Raw genomic sequence first — 21,772 nt, 5'->3', positions numbered from 1 at the left:
CGGTTTAGAAAATGAAAGCAATTTTTGTTTGTACTCATGGAAACGCCGCAAAAGAACTCATTCAATCTGCGGAAATGATTTGCGGTAAACAAGAAAATACAAGTTTTGTTCCTTTTGAAGTGAATGAATCTGCGGAAAACTTACAGGCGAAAATTGCCAGTGAAGTAGCTAAACTCGATTTAACAGAAGGCGTATTATTTCTAACCGATTTAAAAGGTGGCACTCCGTTTAATGTGCTCGTTCGCTTGCTCGGAAATTTTGATGCAGTAGAACTTGTCGCAGGCGTGAATATTCCGCTTTTATTAGAAGCATTCCTCAGTCGTGAAACGCTATCCTTAAAACAACTTGCGAATCAAGTTGCCGAAACTGGGCGGTTAGGTATTTATGAATATTCCGCGCCGCTTGAGGAAATAGAAGAAGATTTTTAATAGGAAAAAGACAGCTGCGGCTGTCTTTTTTTATCTTCCCTCTCGAACTATCCCCGTTCTTACGTTATACTAAAAAGAAAACGATGGAGGGATGAAATGGATAAACAAAAAGAACAGCTCAGCGTTGAGGTGGCGAGACTGTACTATCAATCGGATCTCGGCCAGCAAGAAATCGCCACGCGTCTTGGTGTTTCCAGACCGACCGTTTCCAGATTGCTCCAAAACGCGAAAACAAAAGGATACGTCAAAATTGAAGTCCAAGATCCATTTTCTAACCTCACAGAACTGGCCGTCGCTTTAAAAGAAAAGTACCAACTAAAAAACGTCACAGTTGCGTTCAGCCAAACAAATGATTACAGCGAAATAACCAAGCAAATCAGCCAAAGTGCCGCTGAATATTTAGAAGAAATTATCCATGATGGCGATATTCTTGGTGTGAGTTGGGGAACAACGATGTACAAAATCGCCCAAAAACTAACCCCGTTAAAAGCAGAAATAAAAATCGTCCAACTTAAAGGCGGCGTGAGTCATTCTGATGTCAATACGTATGCTGCTGAAACGTTAGCATTATTCGGTGCAGCCTATGACACGGCCCCGGTATCACTGCCGCTTCCTGTTGTGCTTGACAACCCGCTGACAAAACAAATGGTAGAAGCAGATCGCCATATAAAAAACATCATCGAACTCGGTAAAAAAGCCAATATCGCTATTTTTACAGTAGGAACCGTGCGTGATGAAGCCTTGCTTTTCCGCCTAGGCTATTTTTCTGATGAAGAAAAGGCTCGCTTAAAAGAAAAAGCAGTCGGCGATATTTGTTCACGCTTTTTTACAATCGACGGTGAAATTGCTGACGAAAAAATGGACGAACGAACCATCGGCATAAATTTGCAAGATTTAAAACAAAAAGAAACAGCAATCCTTGTCGCAGGCGGCGAACGAAAAATAAAAGCGATTCACGGCGCGCTTCGTGGCGGTTATGCCAATCATTTTATTACCGACCAATTTACCGCAAAACAACTACTTGAACAAAATTTCATCAATTAGTTTACAAATGTTCTGCGGTGCGATATGATGAAACCAAATACAATTTAAAGGAGTTTTTAAAATGACAATTGCTAAAATGATCGACCATACTGCTTTAAAACCAGACACAACGAAAGAACAAATTTTAACCCTAACAAAAGAAGCAAGAGAATACGGCTTTGCATCCGTATGTGTGAACCCAACTTGGGTAAAACTATCCGCTGAACAACTTGCTGGAGCTGAATCCGTTGTCTGTACTGTTATCGGTTTCCCACTTGGAGCAAATACGCCAGAAGTGAAAGCATTCGAAGTGAAAGATGCCATCCAAAATGGTGCGAAAGAAGTCGATATGGTTATCAATATCGGTGCACTTAAAGACAAGGACGACGAATTAGTAGAACGCGATATTCGCGCTGTTGTCGATGCTGCCAAAGGAAAAGCCTTAGTAAAAGTAATTATCGAAACTTGCCTACTAACGGATGAAGAAAAAGTTCGCGCATGCGAAATCGCTGTAAAAGCGGGAACAGACTTCGTTAAAACATCTACTGGATTCTCCACAGGTGGCGCAACTGCCGAAGATATCGCCTTAATGCGTAAAACAGTTGGACCAAACATCGGCGTAAAAGCATCTGGTGGAGTTCGTACGAAAGAAGACGTAGAAAAAATGATCGAAGCAGGCGCAACTCGTATTGGCGCAAGTGCAGGCGTTGCAATTGTTTCCGGCGAAAAACCAGCTAAACCTGATAATTACTAATTTTGAATGAAACCCCTTTATTATTATTCTCAAATGTGGCAAAATAAGGAGAATAGATAATCTGACTGGGGGAGTTTAAATGGCTGCAACCATCCGCGAAATAGCTGAAAAGACAGGCGTTTCAATTACGACGATTTCTCAAATTTTGAATGGTAAAGGGGAACGATTTAGCGACTTAACTCGTGAAAAAGTCCTGAAAACAGCAAAAGAGATGTCTTACAAACCAAACTTTTTCGCCAAAAACATGATTGTTAGCCACACGAACACGATTGGGATGATTGTTCCGGAAGTAACCGATCCTTTTTTCTCGCAAATGGTTAAAGGGGCCGAGGATTACTTAAATAAAGAAGGTTACATGATTATGCTCTGTAACTCTTCTAATGATAAAGAACGAGAAGATTTATATGTTGAAGAATTATTGCACCGGGCTGTCGATGGCTTAATTATCGCCAGCCCTAATATTCTGCTCTCAGGTGTCATCAAACGTATGGAAGAGAAGCGTTCGCCGTATATTTTGCTCGACCGACAGCGGAATCCAAGGCAAGAAGGTAATATCGCGATTGATGATTTCAAAGGTGGCTATATGGCGACGGAGCATTTAATTGAATTAGGCCATACGAATATCGGAATCATTATTTCAGATACATCATTTTACAACGTACATGAGCGCTACGAAGGTTACTTGGCGTGTATGAAAGATTATCAACTTCCGGTAAAAGATAGCTGGATTGTCAGCGGGGACCAAACGATGAATGGCGGTTATATCGCCACGCAAAAATTACTTCAAGAAAAGCTGAGTGCCATTTTTGCAACCAATGATTTAATGGCGATGGGAACGTATCGTGCGGCGCTAGAAAAAAATATGCGCATCCCTCATGATCTTAGCGTCATCGGCTTTGATGATATTGAACTGGCCGAATATATGACCCCGCCACTTACAACAGTTCGCCAACCAATCTACGGTATCGGCGAAATTGCTGCAGAACTTTTGCTGAAAAATCTGCAAAATCCAACCGAGAAACTAGAGAACCGTTTACTCGACATTTCTCTAATCAATCGTAGCAGCACAAAAACTATTGACAACAAGTGAGCGAGTACGATATAGTGAGCATGTTAAGCACATGTTCTTGTTTAGTAAAACGGTTTACTTGAAAAGTGTAACCGTTCTCAATAAAGATACATAAAATGCTAAAGTGGACAAAAAGAAAGGGTGAAGAGAAATGAGAATGGTGGATATTATTTCCAAAAAGAGGGACGGCAAAGCTTTATCAACAGAAGAAATTCAGTTTTTCATTGATGGGTATACAAATGGGGAAATTCCAGATTATCAAGCAAGTGCTCTAGCCATGGCAATCTTTTTCCAAGATATGAACGATCAAGAACGCGCGGATTTAACAATGGCAATGGTAGGTTCTGGCGACACGATTGACCTATCCGCAATTGAAGGAATCAAAGTCGACAAACATAGTACTGGCGGTGTTGGCGATACGACGACACTTGTACTTGCTCCGCTTGTAGCCGCAGTAGGCGTTCCAGTTGCAAAAATGTCCGGACGTGGCTTAGGTCATACAGGAGGCACAATCGATAAACTAGAATCCATCGAAGGATTCCATATCGAACTAGATAAAAAAGATTTTATCAATTTAGTCAATCGCGATAAAGTAGCGGTTATTGGCCAATCAGGTAACCTTACTCCAGCCGATAAAAAAATGTACGCGCTTCGAGATGTAACAGGAACTGTCAACTCCATTCCGCTTATCGCAAGCTCTATCATGAGTAAAAAAATTGCAGCAGGCGCAGATGCAATTGTGTTGGATGTAAAAACCGGCGCGGGCGCATTTATGAAAACCGATGAAGATGCAGAAAACCTAGCAAATGCTATGGTTCGCATCGGAAATAACGTTGGCAGAAACACAATGGCAGTCATTTCCGATATGTCCCAACCACTCGGCGAAGCAATCGGAAACGCTTTAGAAGTAAAAGAAGCTATCGATACATTAAAAGGCCAAGGACCAGAAGACTTAACAGAATTAGTCTTAGTACTCGGCAGTCAAATGGTCGTACTTGCTAAAAAAGCAGCAACATTAGACGAAGCTCGTGCCAAATTAATCGAAGTAATTGAAAACGGTGCAGCACTTGAGAAATTCAAAACATTCCTTTCCAACCAAGGTGGCGACGCAAGTATAGTTGACCATCCGGAAAAACTTCCGCAAGCAAAATACCAAATCGAAGTACCAGCTAAGCAATCTGGTTTCGTAAGCCAAATCGTTGCTGATGAAATTGGAATCGCTGCAATGATTCTCGGAGCTGGCCGCGCAACAAAAGAAGACGAAATCAATTTGGCGGTAGGCTTAATGTTACGTAAAAAAGTTGGCGATGCAGTCAAAGAAGGCGAGTCACTCGTAACCATTTTTGCCGATCAAGAAGATGTAGAAAACGTGAAGGCGAAAATCTACGAAAACATCAAAATCTCTGAGCAAGCAACAGCACCAACACTTGTTCATAAAATTATTACAGAATAAACAAAAGCGCCCAAGCTAATTTGGGCGCTTTTTCTATGAATCAATTTTCTGCTGCTTCAATTTGCTCTAGCATATCGGGTGTACTTAAATCGCTGCGCAAGAATTCGGTCGTTTGCGGTAATTGCAATTCGAATTCAGTTTGTTGCGCGACTTCTACTGTACCTTCAAGCATTTCGTAGTCAAACACATGGCCACCAATTTTGCGCATATCATCAATAAAATGCACATGGTAACCAGAAACGCCAATACCACTAATATAAGCTGGTGTCCAAAAACCAACAATTGTACCCGTAATATATTCAAAATGATACGTTGGTTGTTCTTTCACTGCTTCAATGAGTGGTGGATATGGTCGTTGTTGTTTTGGTACAACACGAGTATCCACGTAACGGAAGTTCCCAGTCATTTTCACCGCGTAAAACACATTCGGTCCTTGTACTAATTCCGCGATTTTTTCCTCTACAGCTTGTTTCGAAGTCGGTTCGGAAACATTAAAAGAAGTATCGGCATCAAAAAAAGTAGTGCTCGCATAAGGCGTCGTATCTTCCGGTTTTACTTTATATGCTTGCCCGTCCGAACGTATTTGGAAAGCTTCTCCATCCAAAATAATTAACTCGCCATCAAATTGATCAAGTGTTCCTATACCAAGGTCACCGTGTTGTAGTAATTCTTTGAAACTCGTTGTTCCGCTGAAAAGTCCACCAACAAGTGCTGCCATTGTAGAATGCTGAAATAATCGATTTTTTCTAACTGCGTCCATCATTGCCACTCCTTGAATTGTTATATATAAAAAGTTGTTTTTAAATAATACAGTTTAATTTCTATATGTTCATTATACTACTTTATATCCTTAAACAAAAGATTTTAAACTGATTTATGAAATAAACTGTTACTATAACAGAAGAGTAAACTGTAATATAAAAAAGTTCCCGCGCAATGCGAGAACCCTTTTTAAACAAGTAATGTGTAGAGTGTTTGATTGTCATTAATCGGAATATAGCTTGGATCAAATGCCGCAACTCGGTCGAGTAAGCCTTCATAATCGTTTCTATCTTGTAAGAGCACGCCGATAATAACTGGTCCATTACCACGATTTACTTTTTTCGTATATTCGAATTTAGTAATATCATCATGCGGACCGAGCACGTCGTTAACAAATTCCTTCAAAGCACCAGGACGTTGTGAAAAATTAACGATAAAATAATGTTTTAATCCTTCGTGGAGTAGGGAGCGCTCTTCAATTTCCTGCATGCGGTTGATGTCATTATTCCCACCACTCACGATACAAACCACCGTCTTGTCTTTAATTTCCTCCCGATACGTTTCAAGTGCAGCAACAGAAAGAGCACCAGCTGGCTCAGCGACAATTGCTTGCTTCGTATACATGTCCAAAATCGTGGAACAAACGGCGCCTTCAGAAATAGTGGTCACTTCATCAACCAATACTTTCGCATGTTGAAATGTCAGGCTCCCAACTTCTTTCACCGCAGCGCCATCGACAAATTTATCGATTTTATCAAGCGTTACGACTCGGTTTTGTTTTAACGCTTCAGTCATCGAAGGCGCGCCAGCTGGTTCGACTCCGATAATTTTGGTGATAGGACTTTTCGCTTTGAGATACGTTGCGACACCGCTAATTAAACCGCCACCACCAATACCAGCAAAAACATAATCCGCTTGTTCGTGTGCTTTATTTAAATCTTTCACCATCTCCACAGCGAGCGAGCCTTGCCCAGCGATAATATCAGGATCATCAAACGGCGGGATAAAAGTCTGTCCGTGTTCTGCCGCGAATTCTTTTGCCGCAGTTGCGGACGCATCAAATGTATCGCCAATTAAGACAACCTCAACGTTACTACCACCGAAAAATTTTACTTGTGACACTTTTTGCTGTGGTGTAGTTGTTGGCATGAAAATCGTTGCGGGAACCGTCATGCGTTTGCACGTATAAGCGACTCCTTGTGCATGATTTCCAGCACTTGCACAAACAACACCGTGTTCTAACTGCTCAGCTGACAGTCTGGAAATAGCGTAAAAAGCACCGCGCAATTTAAACGAACGAACTCGTTGTAAGTCTTCGCGTTTCAGATACACATTGCAATGATATTTTTCCGAAAGATAGAAATCATATTCAAGTGGTGTATGCTTGACGACCGATTTTAATACGTCATAGGCCTTTTCGACATCTTCTTCTGTCACTAATAAGTCAACTAATTCCATCATCCTCACTACCTTTTCTTATATTGAATCCACTTTTTGTTCATAGGCTTTAATCGCATCAATATGTTCGAATGTAATGGCGATATCATCCAGTCCGTTAATAAATTTATTTTTCCACGTAGCATCAATCTCAAAAGGGTAGGTGCCAACTGAACTGATAACTTGTTGGTTTGGTAAGTCAATTGTCACTTCCTCGTCGGCTGCAATTCCTGCTAATTTTCCCCGAGCTTCTCGAGGGAGCACAATCGGGAGCACGCCATTTTTCGTGCAATTCATATAAAAAATATCACTATAACTTCCTGCGATAATCACGCGGAAACGGTAATCAAGTAGCGCCCATGCCGCATGTTCCCGCGAAGAACCACAACCAAAATTTTCACCAGTAATTAAAATAGTCGCTTCTTGGCGGTCCGGAGCATTGAGCGGGAAATCCGGGTTTGGTTTACGATTCGGTAGATAACGCCAGCTATCAAAGAGAAATTCACCAAAACCAGTCCGCTCAATCCGTTTTAGGAAACTTTTGGGAATGATTTGATCGGTATCGATATTGTCGTTCATTAGCGCCACTGTTTTTCCAATGTGTACTTTAATTTCCTCCACTGATAACCGCCTCCTTTCGAATATCGATAAAGTGTCCGTTGATTGCCGCGGCCGCAGCCATTGCTGGTGAAACGAGATGAGTACGGGCGCCTTTACCTTGCCGTCCTTCAAAGTTACGATTCGAAGTAGAAGCGCAGTGAACGCCGTCTGGTACTTGGTCAGGGTTCATTCCTAGACACATCGAACAACCGGGTTCACGCCATTCAAAACCAGCTTCTATAAAAATTTTATCCAGTCCAATAGATTCTGCCGCATTACGCACTTGGCGGGAACCAGGGACGACGAGTGCGCGAATATTATTTTTCACTTTGTTTCCTTTGACGATACGAGCGGCTTCTTCTAAATCAGAAAGCCGAGCGTTCGTACAGGAACCGATGAAGACATAACCTAGCTCGATTTGTTCCGCCGTTTGTCCGGGTTTTAGCCCCATATATTCATAGGCGCGCTCATAGTTCATATCTTTAATTTCTGGAAATGCTTTCGAAAAAGGGACGCCCATTTCTGGATTCGTTCCCCAAGTGACATAAGGTTCTAAAATACTAGCATCCATTTGGATATGGAGGTCATATTCTGCATCTGGGTCAGTTTGAAGCGTTTTCCAGTCGCTAATTGCTTTATCCATATCAGCGGGAGCGTATTCACGACCGCGCACATATTCAAAAGTAGTTTCATCTGGCGCCATCATGCCCATTTTTGCGCCGCCTTCAATCGCCATATTGCAAATTGTCATCCGTTCTTCCATCGACATATTACGAATAGTTTCACCATAATACTCGACGGCATAACCAGTTCCAAAAGCAACGCCATATGTGGCAATCAAATGCAAAATAATATCTTTTGCATAAACGCCTTTTGGAAGTTTACCGTTAATTTCAATACCCATTGATTTTGGCTTTTGTTGCCAAATAGTTTGAGTCGCAAAAACATGTTCTACTTCACTAGAGCCAATCCCAAAGCCAATCGCTCCGAAAGCGCCGTGTGTTGCCGTATGAGAATCCCCACAAACAATCACTTTGCCAGGTTGCGTTAGCCCTGTTTCAGGTCCAACCATATGCACGATGCCTTGACGGTCACTGCCCATATCAGCTAGCGTTACGCCGAATTCCGCGCAGTTAGTTTGCAGCGCTTCAATTTGCTTTTTAGCCACAAGATCTTGGATGTTGAAAATATCTTCAGTAGGAACATTGTGATCCATTGTCGCGAACGTTTTATCCGGTCTACGCAGTGGCCGTTTTTCCATTCTCAGTCCTTCAAACGCTTGAGGAGAAGTAACTTCATGAATCAAATGAAGGTCAACGTATAATAATTGCGGTTCACCTTCTTTGCCATAAATGACATGACGGTTCCAAAGTTTATCAAAAAGTGTTTTCCCCATTTTATTCTCCTCCTTCAATTTGTTTTAGAACTTCTTTTGTAAAGTCTGTCGTAGTAGTGTTTCCACCAAGGTCAGCGGTTAAAAATCCAGCTTGCATTGTTCTTGTAGCTGCCGCATCAATCGCATCTGCTTCATTAAAAAGTGAAAAGGATTGGCGGAGCATCATCGAAACTGAAGAAATCATCGACATTGGATTGGCAATATTTTGATTAGCGATATCTGGTGCAGATCCGTGAATTGGTTCGTATAAAGAGGGGCCATTTTCTGCATGACTAGCGGAAGGGAGCATCCCCAGTGAACCAGTAATAACAGAGGCTTCATCGCTTAAAATATCGCCAAATAAATTTTCTGTCACGATAACATCAAAAGTCGTCGGCCGTTGAATCATAATCATCGCAGCCGCATCGACGTATAAATGTTCTAGCGTGATATCAGGATGACGGCTAGCCACTTCTTCAGCAATTTTTCGCCATAATTTACTAGAAGCTAGCACATTCGCTTTATCCACAGAAGTAACTTTTTTATTTCTCGTCGCAGCTATTTCGAAAGCTTTCTCAATAATTCGCTCGATTTCTGCTCGTGTATACGTTAGAGAATCGACAGCAGCCGCATCGTCCCAATGTTTCGGTTCCCCGAAGTAAAGTCCGCCAGTCAACTCACGAACAACGACAAAATCAGTGTTCTCAACAATTTCCTTTTTTAAAGGAGAAAGGTGCGTGATGGAACTTGGAACTTGAATAGGACGAATGTTGGCGAAAAGTCCAAGCGCTTTTCGTAGTGCAAGTAGGCCATCTTCGGGACGTTTAGGTGCGTTATCCCATTTAGGACCACCGATAGCCCCAAGTAAAATCGCGTCGGCATCTTGGCACGCTTTTAAGGTGGAAGAGGGGATTGGGTCGTGAGCTGCGTCAATTCCTGCGCCGCCAAAAGGATGAGATTCAATTTCAAACGTATGGTTGTATTTTTTTGCGACTGCCTCTAATACTTGAAGTCCAGAGGTCATAATCTCTGGACCAATTCCGTCGCCAGCTAAGGAAGTAATTTTATAGGTCACGTTATTTTACCTCCTCGAAATCAGCTTGCTTACTGGCGGTTTTGCTTTTGCCGGATGCTTGCAAATAAGCTTTAGCACTAGCTGTTAAAACGTCAAAATCGATACCGATACCGTGGAATTCAGCGCCTTTGTCATTTTTAATGACGACATGGACTTCTGCTTGGGCATCTTGACCGGCTGTAATTGCTTGGATACGATAATCGGTTAATTCAATATCTTGTTTCATAAGACGGTTAATTGTGTTGTAAATCGCTTCAATGCTTCCAGAACCAGTTGCTGCGTCTTCTACTAGAGCGCCATCACGTTCTTCAATGCGAACAATCGCACCTTGGACGCCACCAGTTACATATTGAACTTGCAAATGTTTTAGTTCGAAATCATCCGCAGACTCGGAAGATTGGCCGAGAATTAGCGCGTGCAAGTCTTCTTCGGTTACTTCTTTTTTCGCATCTGCTAGTTGTTTGAAACGTTTAAAGGCATCTTTTTGTTCTTGTTCAGTTAGTGTGTAGCCCATTTCTTCCATGCGCGTATTGAAGGCATGTTTCCCAGAAAGTTTTCCAAGAGGAAGCGAGTTTTTATCTACGCCAACTAGGGCAGGGGTGATGATTTCATATGTGTCTGGATTTTTTAGTACGCCATCTTGATGAATACCGGATTCGTGCGCGTAAGCATTACCACCAATTACGGCTTTATTACGCGGAACAGGCATACCTGACAAACGACTAATCAGATCACTAGAATTTTTAAATTGGTTCAAAACGATATTGGTTTCTGCTTGATAAAAATCTTTGCGAATATGAAGCGCGACAGCAACTTCTTCAAGAGCTGTATTTCCAGCACGTTCACCAATCCCATTAATTGTACCTTCGACGCGTCTTGCACCATTTTCGACTGCAGCAAGTGCATTTGCAGTCGCCATACCAAGGTCATCATGACAATGGGAAGCGAAAGTAATATCATCAAATTGTTTAATTTTCCTACGCAAATCTTGGAATAGCTGTCCGAATTCGGTTGGGTTAGTATATCCGACCGTGTCCGGAATGTTGATGACAGTTGCCCCGGCATCAATTGCTGTTTGAACGGCCTCAATTAGAAAAGCACGATCTGACCGAGTTGCATCTTCTGGTGAAAACTGTACTACTTCGAATTTTTGTCTTGCATAACTAATGTGGTGTTTAATGGAAGCAAGAACTTCCGCCCGACTCATTTTTAATTTGTATTCCATATGCACATCGCTCGTTGCTAGGAAGATATGTATTTGCGGAGAAACAGCGTCTTTAAGCGCTTCTTCCGCGCGGTCGATATCTCCTTCAACACAGCGCGCTAGCCCTGTTACAGAACAATGTTTAATCGCTTTTGCAATCGCCTTGACGCATTCAAAATCTCCAGGAGAAGAAATCGGAAAGCCGGCTTCAATCACATCAATTCCAAGTTTTTCGAGTTGTAAGGCAATCTGGATTTTCTCCTTTACGTCAAAATTAACTCCAGGGGTTTGTTCGCCATCTCTAAGTGTAGTATCAAAAAACTGGATTTTCTTCATTCGATTTCACCTCTTGTTTTATATTAGATAGGGAAGCTTGGATTTTTCCTGCTTTCAGTATCAGTTTAAGAAAGAAATGCATTCTACCTTAAACTCATATCGAAAAAAGGATAAACGGTTGCTAGGCGAGAAATCCCACCTAGCAATCCGAATTAAGTATTAATGTTGTGGTTTGACAAATGGCATCATTTCGCGAAGTTCTGCGCCAACTTTTTCGATTTGATGACCTTGTTGTTCTTTGCGCATTCTATGGAACTCTTTAAAGCCGTTTTTGTTGTCATCGATGAAAGATTTAGCAAAGTTACCATTTTGAATGTCGGTAAGTACTTCTTTCATTGCTTTTTTCGTATCAGCTGTAACAACACGAGGGCCGGATACATAGTCGCCATATTCTGCTGTGTTGGAGATGGAGTGGCGCATTTTTTCCATGCCGCCTTCATACATCAAATCAACAATCAGTTTCATTTCGTGTAGTACTTCAAAATAAGCAAGTTCTGGTTGGTAGCCAGCTTCTACAAGTGTTTCAAATCCAGCTTGGATAAGGTGAGTCGCGCCCCCACAAAGAACTGCTTGTTCGCCGAATAGATCGGTTTCTGTTTCTTCTTTGAAAGTAGTTTCGATAACACCTGCACGAGTTGCGCCAATACCTTTTGCATAAGAAAGAGCTGTATCACGTGCGTTTCCAGTTGCATCTTGGTAGATTGCGAATAGGGAAGGAACCGCGCCACCTTCGACAAATGTACGGCGAACTAAGTGACCAGGACCTTTTGGAGCAACTAGGAAAACATCTACATCACTTGGAGGATTAATTACGTCAAAATGAATGTTAAAACCGTGAGCGAAAACAAGTGAATTACCAGCTTTTAGGTTAGGTTTAATTTCATTTTCGTATGTTTCGCCTTGTGTTTCATCTGGCAAAAGAATCATGATAACATCAGCTTTATCAGCGGCTTCGCTAACAGAATAAACATCAAAACCATCGTTTCTAGCAGATTCGGCAGATTTTCCTTCGCGAATGCCGATAATAACGTTATTGCCATTGTCACGTAGATTTTGAGAATGTGCGTGGCCTTGAGAACCGTACCCGATTACTGCTACTGTTTTACCTTCTAGTGCGTTGTTCTTTACTGCATCTTCATAATAAACTTTTGTCATTTTTCCTAACCTCCAACTAATTTCTTTTTATATTTCAGAATAGCAAGTGTGCTGTCCTGATGCTAGCAAAGCAACGGATTGCTCTGTAGTAAATGATTTCAACCCATTTTTTTAGGGCTTCTTGTAAAGCCAGTCACGCCAGTTCTTGCCATTTGTTTAATGCCGTAGGGACGAACCGTATCAACAAATGCATCGATTTTTTCGCTTGTACCAGTTACTTGGATGACAACATTTTTAGTGCCGACATCAATGACGGTTGCGCGAAATGGTTCGATTACTGCGTTTAGCTCGGAACGTAAGGCGGCGGGGGAGTTGATTTTCAGTAAAGCTAGTTCGCGTTCGATATGCGCATCGTCAGTAATATCGCTCACTTTCAACACATCGATTTGTTTGTTGAGCTGTTTGGTTACTTGTTCAATTTCGTATAAGGAATCAACATGGACAACGATGGTAATCCGGGAAACATTCGGGATTTCGGTCCAGCCGACAGAGATGCTATCGATATTGTATTGGCGTCTGGAGATAACCCCAGTAATACGATTTAACACGCCAGAAGAGTTGTTTACTGTAGCGGTAATGATTCGGCGCATTTATTCCACCCCTTCCATTTGGTGATTAGGTTTGCCACTTGGAACCATTGGAAGTACGAGTTCATCTTTGGCAACATGAACGTCAATAACAATTGGTCCAGGGTGAGCGAAGGCTTTTCTCAAATTTTTTTCCAGCGTTTCCGGATTCGTCAGGCGAACCCCTTTGACGCCATAAGCCTCAGATAGTTTGACAAAATCTGGTTGACTCGTGAAAATCGAGTGGGAATATCTTTCACCGTGGAATTTTTCTTGCCACTGACGAACCATCCCGAGCGAACCATTATTGATAATGACCGTTTTTACATTGATTTGATAATCGTTTAAAATCGCGAGTTCTTGGTTGGTCATTTGGAAACCGCCATCGCCAACAATCGCGACTACCGTTTTATCCGGGAAAGCAAGTTGCGCCCCAACTGCTGCCGGGAAACCAAAGCCCATTGTGCCAAGTCCGCCACTTGTAATAATTTGATGATCAAATTGGAACGGATAGAACTGCGCTGCCCACATTTGATGCTGTCCAACATCGGTAGAAACAAGCGCTTCACCTTGCGTAATTTCACCAATAAGTTCAATCACACGTTGCGGCTTAATTTCCGCTTTTTTCGTTCTATCAAAATTAAAAGGATGACGGTTTTTACGTGTCATATTTAATTTGTACCAATGGGATGTATCTGGATGAACCGGAAGTTCCATTTGCAGAAGTTGCGTAAGGGTTTCATTGATATCGGCAACGATTGGAATTTGCGTTTCGATAATTTTGCCGATTTCAGCAGGATCAATATCGATATGAGCGATCGTTGCTTTAGTGGCAAACTCTTTTGGCGCACTTGCAAGGCGGTCATCGAATCTAGAGCCAAAATTAATGAGTAAGTCACAATCCGTTAGCGCCATATTTGCTGCATAAGAACCGTGCATACCACCCATACCAAGGAATAAATCATGGCTTTGCGGGAAACTTCCTAGACCAAGCAGTGTATTCACGATAGGAATTTGATAGCGTTCAGCGAATTCTAGTAATTCGGCTGTAGCTCTAGAATGGTTAACGCCAGCGCCAGCGAGAATAAGTGGCTTGCTTGCGGCAGAAAGGGAATTCATTAATTTTTCGAGTTGGAGCGGGTTAGGTGAATAAGTCGGTTGATAACCCGGCAAATCAATCGTATCTGGTCGAACTGTGTCCGTTTGGATAATCCCCATGTCTTTAGGAATATCTACGACAACAGGACCTTTACGACCAGTACTTGCGATATGGAAAGCTTCATTGACGATTTTAGGTAAGTCACGAACATCACGCACTTGGTAATTGTATTTAGTAATTGGAATCGTTAGCCCAATCATATCGGCTTCTTGGAAAGCATCTTTTCCGATACCAGGCGTATGAACTTGTCCGGTAAAAATTACTAATGGAATCGAATCGCTCATCGCATCTGCAATTCCAGTTAATACATTCGTCGCACCAGGTCCACTCGTTACAACTACGACTCCAGGTTTCCCAGTGACACGAGCATACCCTTCAGCAGCATGGATGGCTCCTTGTTCGTGTCTTGTTAGAATATGCGGGATATCGCAGTCATAAAAGGCATCATAGAGAGGAAGAACCGCGCCACCCGGATAACCAAAAATCATGTCTACTTGTTGTTTTTTCAAGGCGTCAATTAAAAGTTCTGCTCCACTTTTACTTTGCTTTTTTGTCGCTTTTTCATTTGTCTTCGTCGTATCAATCACGCTTATCACCTCATTTTTTAGTCGATTAAATCTTCTGGAATTTGCAAAATACCACCAGTGTGGGCGCTCGTTACTAGCGCAGTGTATCGTGCAAGGTAACCAGTTTTTACTTTAGCTTTAAATTTCGGTAATTCTTTTCGTCGTTCTTCTAAAACTTCATCAGGAACATCCACATTCAGCGTCCGGTTTGGCAAATCAATCGTGATGATATCACCGTCATGAACGAGTGCGATTGGACCACCAGCCGCAGCTTCGGGAGAAATATGCCCAACTGCGATACCGCGAGTAGCTCCGGAAAAACGTCCATCTGTAATTAAGGCAACATCTTTTCCTAAACCGCGACCAACAATACTGGAGGTTGGTGCAAGCATTTCTGGCATTCCCGGGCCGCCTTTTGGACCTTCGTAGCGGATAACAACCACATGTCCCTCGCGAACCGTATGATTATCAATCGCCTCAACAGCCTCATCATGAGAACTAAAGCAAATCGCTTCTCCTTTGAAAACTTGTACGGAAGGATCTACGCCACCAACTTTGATAGCAGCTCCTTTTGGTGCGATATTTCCAAACAACATCGATAGTCCACCAACTGGGCTATAGGGATTTTCTTTTGGATGAATAACATCGGTATTATTAATTTTGGCATCAGCTACGTTTTCGCGAATCGTTTTTCCAGTAACAGTAATTCGGTCTGGATGAATTGCGCCGCCAAGGTCAACAAGTTCTTTAACGATGGCAGAAACGCCGCCAGCTTCATGAACGTCATGCATCGAATAAGAAGAGGATGGTGCAATTTTGGAAAGGTAGGGAACACGTTTGGCGATATCATTGATACGTTCCAAATCGTAATCTTCAATACCAGCTTCGTTTGCAAGTGCGAGTGTATGTAGTACGGTATTTGTCGAACCACCCATTGCCATATCTAGCGCGAAAGCATCATCAATCGCATCTTTTGTAATAATGTCACGAGGACGAATATCTTTTTTAACTAAATCCATCAAATGAAAAGCAGATTCTCTAATAAGGTCACGGCGCGCGTCAGAAACAGCAAGTGTGGTACCATTTCCGGGAACAGCCATACCGAGGATTTCCATTAAGCAGTTCATTGAATTCGCCGTAAACATACCAGCACAAGATCCACAAGTTGGACACGCATTGGCTTCCATATCAAGGAAATCTTCCTGCGACATGCTACCATCTTTAAAGGCGCCAACCGCTTCAAAAACGGAAGAAAGAGTGAGCGCTTTTCCGTGAGCTGACAACCCAGCTTTCATTGGACCACCTGAACAGAAGATAGCAGGGACGTTTGTACGAACCGACGCAAGAAGCATTCCCGGCGTAATTTTGTCACAGTTTGGGATGTAGAAAACCCCGTCAAACCAGTGCGCGTTGATTACTGTTTCCGCTGCATCCGCGATAACTTCACGAGAGGGAAGGGAGTAACGCATACCGATATGTCCCATGGCAATGCCGTCATCTACACCAATCGTATTAAATTCAAATGGGATACCGCCAGCTTCTCTAATTGCTTCTTTAGCCACATCCGCAAGTTCTCGCAAATGAACGTGACCGGGAACAATATCAATGTAAGAGTTACAAATAGCGATAAATGGTTTGTCCATATCACCTGGACTTTTAATTTGACCTGTAGCATGCAGCAAACTTCTTGCTGGAGCTTGTTCGACACCTTTTTTTATTTTGTCACTACGCATATGACTTTACCCCATTTCTAATTAAGAATTGTTTGCCGACACTGAATTTTTAGAATTCACTAAATAGCGTGGCATTAATATATATGATTAAGTTCTGCTTGCTTGATAATCGCTTTTTAATGCTTGAAAATCCGAAATCCGGCTAAATAAAAAGCACCCCAATGATGAAAACAATGGGATGCTTTGCCAGAATCCCATTTAACGTAAACAGGACTCAAACTACTGTAAATTTCTACAGTGCTCAAAGTCCTTCTAGAGTAATAAAATTGTAATGACTGATTTAGTCGTTTTCATAAGTCATTATCCCCTTCGTTAAATGGTTTTATTTTTTCGATTAGTCGCACATTTTTGAAAAAAATTAATATCAAGAAATGTTATGTTAGTATTTAATATATATGGTTGCCATGCGATTGTCAATTGTTATTTTGAAAGTTTTCCGTCAGTTTGCACAATTCAAGCAACTTGCACTTTTAGTTATAATTAGTACCTGGTCTTATATTTGGACTATAACTAGAATGGAAGCGTATTCAAAAATTAAAGGTCAAGTATATAGTCAGAATAGTTTTATTTTTATAGTTTTGTTGTTAAAAATTAAAATTTCGGATAAAAAATCACAGATTAGTTGCGTTCCTCTATCCAATTCTGCTAAATTGAAAGTAATAAATTAGTAGGAAAGCCGGGTTTTGGTTGTGGATAATTTAGAAACAGATCGATTAATTTTAATTAACTACACGCTGGAAATGATTCAAGCAACGATCAATGGGACAGAAGCTTTAGAAAAAGCGAGTGGCTACCAAGTATCGCCAGACTGGCCCGGAATTGATTTCTTTTTTTATTTACCATATGTGTTAGAAAATGTAAAAAAAGATGATAGAATGATTAAATGGACGCGATTAGTCGTTTTAAAGCAAGAAAATAAGATTATCGGCGAAATTGGCGGACAAGGCAACCCAGATGAAACGGGAGAAATAGAAATTGGCTATAGTATCGTGCCAGACTATCAAAATAAAGGCTATATGTCCGAAGCGCTGATAGGAATGATTGCTTGGCTAGAAGAGCAGCCTGAAATTAATCGTATTTTTGCCAGAAGCTACGAACAAAATGGTGCATCCATCCAAGTATTAAAGCATAACCATTTCGTACATATAGAGGAAAAAGATACCGAAGAGAAACAAGGAAGAGTGATGATGTGGGAATATCCAATAAAACAAACCTGATTATTATCGCATCAGGGAAGCCGAAAATATGGGACAAATTGCCGGATATCGGTCCAGTGAAGGCAAGCGATGTATACACGGGGACATTCCATCGTTTAAGCAAAGCATACGCAGAACAGTTCGCGAAGGAGTATTTAATTTTATCGCCTAAATACGGTTTTTTACGACCAAATGATATCGTCCCAAAAACGTACGATGTTCGCTTCACGATGAAAGGAACAGGGGAAGATACGATTCAGCTCGACGAATTAAAGGCACAGTGGCAGAAACTACAAATAAACCCTACTGAACAAATCCCGATGTTAGGCGGTGAAAAGTTCAGAGGGCTACTCGCGAGTATTACAGATGATAAACAATCTTTTTGTTTTCCACTTGAAGGTGCGACCGGGATTGGTGTCATGCAGCGCGAGTTAAAACAATCTGTCGAGACCGGTATGCCATTAAATCGTGCTGAGAAGTAGAAGGGCAGCTGTTATAAGCAAAAACATAACGCCCATATTGACATTTTTGCGGATGAAAAAATAAATCGTTTGTAACGCCATTAAAATAGCGAGTGATACTGTGATAAGATGTAGCATAAATCGACCTCCTCGATGTTGGACGGAAAACTTAATTAAATAATTTACGAACCTTCTCCAGTAACGAGACAGGTTCTTCTTGTTTTTCTACGGGTGCTTCTTTATATAAATGAATATCCTCTTTGTTTACCGCTTTTTGGCAGGCAAGGACGAGATAAATATCTGTTTCACCTTCCAAACGAGTAACAATCGAAAATTCATGTTTACATTTTTCCGCTAATTTAATATAAGGGCGTAAAGAATTATAATGCAGTAATCCGTTTAACAGAAGCTTGGAGTCATTATTTTCTAGGATTGCTTTTTCTAGTTCTGGAAGATATTCTTGGGTTAAAACTTCTTCTTTAGTGAGAGCGACTAATACGCGTTCACGGTAAGTTCCTAGGTATTTTTTCTTCTCAGCGGGATTAATTTCTTTTGCCCCATACATGCCTTTTTCTAGGTAGTCATCAATATTTTCAGCCATTATATGAGCTCCTTTAACTAGTTAGTTTCCTCTCTATTCTAACATGCTCATGGGCTTTTGCAAGTAAACAAAGAAAACCAGAAACAGGCTAGATTAGCCATATTTCTGGTTTTTTGATTAATCGATTGGGAACCACTGGAATCCGTCACGTTGAATAAGGTCGTCTGCTTCTTTTGGACCCATTGAACCGGATTTGTAGTTCGGGAAATGATCTTTTGTATTTGTCCAAACATCTGCTACATGGTCGATAAAGTTCCATGATAGCGAAACTTCATCCCAGTGAGAGAAGTAAGTCGCGTCGCCGCGCAGACAGTCTAGAATTAATTTTTCATATGCTTCAGGCGTATTCATGCCATCTGGTGAAGAATGAATATAATTTAAGTTGACTGGCATTGTCACCATTCCTTGACCAGGTTCTTTCACGTTCAAATGAAGTGTAATACCTTCGTCAGGTTGGATATGAATAACAAGCACATTACCACCAAGCGATTGTTGTTGGCCAAATAAGTTTAGTGGTACATCTTTAAACTGAATCGCAATTTGCGTTGTTTTCTTCGCAAGACGTTTACCAGTACGAATGTAAAATGGAACGCCAGCCCAGCGGAAATTATCGATTTCAAGTTTTGCCGCAACAAAAGTTTCTGTATTGGAATGAGGATCAACATTATCTTCTTGACGATAGCCTTTTAGTTCTTTGCCATCTACTTCACCAGGGCCGTACTGACCACGGACAAAGCTTTGATGAACTTCTTTTCCTTCAAAAACGCGTAAAGAACGAAGCGCGCGAACTTTTTCATGACGAATCTCGCGAGTTGATAAGTTAATCGGTGGTTCCATTGCGAGTAAAGACACGATTTGTAAGATATGGTTTTGAACCATGTCTCGAAGTGCGCCACTTTCATCGTAATAACGTCCACGATCTTCTACTCCTAGCACCTCTGTTAAAGTAACTTGGATATTATCGATATAACGATTGTTCCAAAGCGATTCAATGATCGAATTTGCAAATCGAATAACCGAGATATTTTGGATCATTTCTTTTCCTAAATAGTGGTCAATACGATAAATTTCATCTTCTTTAAATGCTTGACGAAGCGAATTGTTTAATTCTTCCGCACTAGCTAAATCATGTCCAAATGGTTTCTCGATAATTAAACGATGGAAACCGTCTGTGTCCACAAAGCCTTCAGATTTAATGCGACTTGCGATAGTTCCAAAGAAATTCGGCGCCATAGCAAGGTAGAAAAGGCGATTACCACCAAGTTCATATTTTGCATCAAGTTCATCCGACAAATCTTTTAACGTTACATAAGATTCTTTATTAGTCACATCATGAGATTGATAGTAGAAATGAGAAGCAAATGCATCCGCATCTTTTTCGGAACCATCAATGTCTTTGATAGACTCTTTTACTTTATCACGGAAGAAATCATTACTCCATTCACGACGCGCCGTACCAATAACAGCAAAATTGTCGCCAAGAGACCCCTTACTGTATAAATGATATAGCGAAGGGTAAAGTTTGCGATTTGCCAAATCTCCCGTACCGCCAAAAATAGTAATCAATGCTTTTTGTTCTAACTCATCTGTCATACGTCATTTACCCTCTTTCTTATTCTCTTAATGGCAAAAAATTAACTGCTAAGAAAAAGTTTTCTTAGTTTGAAAAGAACCCCACAAAAAAAGGCCTTATTAAATGAGCTATTAATTTTCCTCATTAGTCCATACTATTTTATCCATAATGAGGCATTTGTGCAACTGTTTGGTTCGAATATTTTTTTAATTTGACAGTTATTTCTGAATTATAAGGGTTTTTATTGGAAAAATGTTTATTTCCTGTTCGTTTAAGAATGTGATAAAATAAGACACGAACTGGGAAGGGAATGGAACAATAAATGGAACTTGTTTTTTTAGGAACTGGAGCAGGCGTACCGTCACGAGGCCGTAATGTCACATCCATCGCACTTTCAATGTTAAATGAACGAAATACAATTTGGCTATTTGATTGCGGAGAAGCAACACAACACCAAATCATGCGTAGTCAAATCAAATTAAGCAAACTAGAAAAAATATTTATTACCCACATGCATGGTGATCACATTTTTGGACTACCAGGCTTATTAAGTAGCCGCTCTTTTCAAGGAGGGGAATCTGATTTAACTATATACGGCCCAGCTGGAATAGCAGAATACATCGAAACTTCTTTAAGACTAAGCGGAACAAGACTCACCTACAAAATTATCTTTAACGAAATTGAACCTGGTTTGATTTTTGAAGATAAGATGTTTTCCGTTACAGCAGATGAGCTTGAACACGGCGTTCGTAGCTTCGGTTACCGCATTGTCGAAAAAGATAAACAAGGCGCGCTTCATGCAGAAAAATTAAAAGCAGATGGTGTTGAAGCCGGACCACTTTTTCAAAAGCTAAAAAATGGCGAAAGCGTCACGCTAGCTGACGGGCGAGTAATCGACGGAAAAAACTATATTGGCGAGCCTCAAAAAGGAAAGATTATTAGTATTTTCGGTGATACAAAAGAAACAGCGAACGAACTTGCATTAGCGCAAAACGCGGATATTCTAGTTCACGAAGCCACTTTTGAAGGTGACAAAGCGAAGATGGCAGGGGAATACATGCATTCAACAACACTTCAAGCTGCCACACTAGCTAAAAATGCCAATGTCCAAAAGCTAATTTTAACCCATATCAGCTCAAGATATGACCGCGATGCCAGCAAAGAGTTATTAATAGAAGCAAAATCTATTTTTGAAAATACTGAAATAGCGTACGATTTAGCTGTTTTCCAAGTAGGAGAGTGACGA

At 41.1% G+C, this 21,772-nt stretch carries 21 protein-coding genes; 8 read left to right on the top strand and 13 right to left on the bottom strand.

Annotated features, from left to right (window positions below):
• The first annotated feature begins 11 nt into the window (after positions 1 to 11).
• From HCJ55_RS01085 to HCJ55_RS01065, 5 genes are all read left to right on the top strand, one after another.
• Positions 12 to 428, top strand: coding sequence for a PTS sugar transporter subunit IIA (locus tag HCJ55_RS01085; RefSeq protein ID WP_045598469.1), 417 nt, complete (start codon positions 12 to 14; stop codon positions 426 to 428).
• A 96-nt stretch (positions 429 to 524) separates the two neighbouring features.
• Positions 525 to 1,472, top strand: a complete 948-nt coding sequence (deoR, locus tag HCJ55_RS01080; protein WP_185516680.1) for a DNA-binding transcriptional repressor DeoR — start codon at positions 525 to 527, stop codon at positions 1,470 to 1,472.
• Between the two features lie 61 nt (positions 1,473 to 1,533).
• Complete coding sequence (deoC, locus tag HCJ55_RS01075) at positions 1,534 to 2,205, top strand: deoxyribose-phosphate aldolase (RefSeq protein ID WP_003724140.1); 672 nt, start codon at positions 1,534 to 1,536, stop codon at positions 2,203 to 2,205.
• A gap of 79 nt (positions 2,206 to 2,284) precedes the next feature.
• Positions 2,285 to 3,295 (top strand): substrate-binding domain-containing protein, encoded by a 1,011-nt coding sequence (locus tag HCJ55_RS01070; protein WP_185516678.1) that lies wholly within the window; start codon positions 2,285 to 2,287, stop codon positions 3,293 to 3,295.
• A gap of 130 nt (positions 3,296 to 3,425) precedes the next feature.
• The gene (locus tag HCJ55_RS01065) at positions 3,426 to 4,727 is read left to right on the top strand and encodes a pyrimidine-nucleoside phosphorylase (protein ID WP_185501993.1); all 1,302 of its coding nucleotides are present in this window, start codon (positions 3,426 to 3,428) and stop codon (positions 4,725 to 4,727) included.
• A gap of 40 nt (positions 4,728 to 4,767) precedes the next feature.
• Here HCJ55_RS01065 and budA read toward each other — a convergent pair whose 3' ends face one another.
• The 10 genes from budA to ilvD form a co-directional block, all read right to left on the bottom strand.
• Positions 4,768 to 5,487 carry an acetolactate decarboxylase gene (gene budA, locus HCJ55_RS01060; protein WP_185392133.1) on the bottom strand — a complete coding sequence of 240 codons (720 nt, stop codon included), beginning with the start codon at positions 5,485 to 5,487 and terminating at the stop codon, positions 4,768 to 4,770.
• Between the two features lie 191 nt (positions 5,488 to 5,678).
• Positions 5,679 to 6,947, bottom strand: coding sequence for a threonine ammonia-lyase (gene ilvA, locus HCJ55_RS01055; protein ID WP_185516918.1), 1,269 nt, complete (start codon positions 6,945 to 6,947; stop codon positions 5,679 to 5,681).
• A gap of 18 nt (positions 6,948 to 6,965) precedes the next feature.
• Entirely contained in the window at positions 6,966 to 7,547 is a 582-nt protein-coding gene (gene leuD, locus HCJ55_RS01050; RefSeq protein WP_185516676.1) for a 3-isopropylmalate dehydratase small subunit, read from the bottom strand.
• On the bottom strand, positions 7,534 to 8,922 hold the full coding sequence (gene leuC / locus HCJ55_RS01045; RefSeq protein ID WP_185501995.1) for a 3-isopropylmalate dehydratase large subunit: 1,389 nt from the start codon (positions 8,920 to 8,922) through the stop codon (positions 7,534 to 7,536). Before leuC ends, leuD begins: the two co-directional genes overlap by 14 nt.
• Position 8,923: 1 nt before the next feature.
• Complete coding sequence (gene leuB / locus HCJ55_RS01040; RefSeq protein ID WP_185516674.1) at positions 8,924 to 9,976, bottom strand: 3-isopropylmalate dehydrogenase; 1,053 nt, start codon at positions 9,974 to 9,976, stop codon at positions 8,924 to 8,926.
• 1 nt (position 9,977) lies between these two features.
• Positions 9,978 to 11,516 (bottom strand): 2-isopropylmalate synthase, encoded by a 1,539-nt coding sequence (locus HCJ55_RS01035; RefSeq protein WP_185516672.1) that lies wholly within the window; start codon positions 11,514 to 11,516, stop codon positions 9,978 to 9,980.
• Positions 11,517 to 11,675: 159 nt separating this feature from the next.
• Positions 11,676 to 12,671, bottom strand: a complete 996-nt coding sequence (gene ilvC / locus HCJ55_RS01030) for a ketol-acid reductoisomerase (RefSeq protein ID WP_008948311.1) — start codon at positions 12,669 to 12,671, stop codon at positions 11,676 to 11,678.
• A 98-nt stretch (positions 12,672 to 12,769) separates the two neighbouring features.
• On the bottom strand, positions 12,770 to 13,261 hold the full coding sequence (ilvN, locus tag HCJ55_RS01025; RefSeq protein ID WP_003723150.1) for an acetolactate synthase small subunit: 492 nt from the start codon (positions 13,259 to 13,261) through the stop codon (positions 12,770 to 12,772).
• Positions 13,262 to 14,983: a biosynthetic-type acetolactate synthase large subunit gene (gene ilvB, locus HCJ55_RS01020; protein WP_185516670.1), complete on the bottom strand. Its 1,722-nt coding sequence runs from the start codon at positions 14,981 to 14,983 to the stop codon at positions 13,262 to 13,264.
• 17 nt (positions 14,984 to 15,000) lie between these two features.
• The gene (ilvD, locus tag HCJ55_RS01015; protein WP_003728794.1) at positions 15,001 to 16,695 is read right to left on the bottom strand and encodes a dihydroxy-acid dehydratase; all 1,695 of its coding nucleotides are present in this window, start codon (positions 16,693 to 16,695) and stop codon (positions 15,001 to 15,003) included.
• A gap of 689 nt (positions 16,696 to 17,384) precedes the next feature.
• Here ilvD and HCJ55_RS01010 point away from each other — a divergent pair.
• Positions 17,385 to 17,912 (top strand): GNAT family N-acetyltransferase, encoded by a 528-nt coding sequence (locus tag HCJ55_RS01010; protein ID WP_008948307.1) that lies wholly within the window; start codon positions 17,385 to 17,387, stop codon positions 17,910 to 17,912.
• The gene (locus HCJ55_RS01005; RefSeq protein ID WP_185516667.1) at positions 17,885 to 18,373 is read left to right on the top strand and encodes a DUF6884 domain-containing protein; all 489 of its coding nucleotides are present in this window, start codon (positions 17,885 to 17,887) and stop codon (positions 18,371 to 18,373) included. The genes HCJ55_RS01010 and HCJ55_RS01005 overlap by 28 nt, the downstream gene beginning before the upstream one ends.
• Here HCJ55_RS01005 and HCJ55_RS01000 read toward each other — a convergent pair.
• From HCJ55_RS01000 to zwf, 3 genes are all read right to left on the bottom strand, one after another.
• Positions 18,353 to 18,490 (bottom strand): hypothetical protein, encoded by a 138-nt coding sequence (locus tag HCJ55_RS01000; RefSeq protein ID WP_003763184.1) that lies wholly within the window; start codon positions 18,488 to 18,490, stop codon positions 18,353 to 18,355. The genes HCJ55_RS01005 and HCJ55_RS01000 overlap by 21 nt on opposite strands.
• 31 nt (positions 18,491 to 18,521) lie before the next feature.
• Complete coding sequence (locus HCJ55_RS00995; protein WP_008948305.1) at positions 18,522 to 18,953, bottom strand: YueI family protein; 432 nt, start codon at positions 18,951 to 18,953, stop codon at positions 18,522 to 18,524.
• Between the two features lie 117 nt (positions 18,954 to 19,070).
• Entirely contained in the window at positions 19,071 to 20,546 is a 1,476-nt protein-coding gene (gene zwf, locus HCJ55_RS00990) for a glucose-6-phosphate dehydrogenase (RefSeq protein WP_185502002.1), read from the bottom strand.
• Positions 20,547 to 20,848: 302 nt separating this feature from the next.
• Between zwf and rnz the strand changes: the two genes are divergently transcribed.
• The gene (gene rnz / locus HCJ55_RS00985) at positions 20,849 to 21,769 is read left to right on the top strand and encodes a ribonuclease Z (protein WP_008948303.1); all 921 of its coding nucleotides are present in this window, start codon (positions 20,849 to 20,851) and stop codon (positions 21,767 to 21,769) included.
• Positions 21,770 to 21,772 lie beyond the last annotated feature (3 nt).

This window comes from Listeria marthii (assembly GCF_014227425.1).
Taxonomy (GTDB): domain Bacteria; phylum Bacillota; class Bacilli; order Lactobacillales; family Listeriaceae; genus Listeria; species Listeria marthii.
The sequence above is the reverse complement of the archived record's forward strand: the minus strand, read 5'-3'. Positions and strand labels throughout refer to the sequence as shown.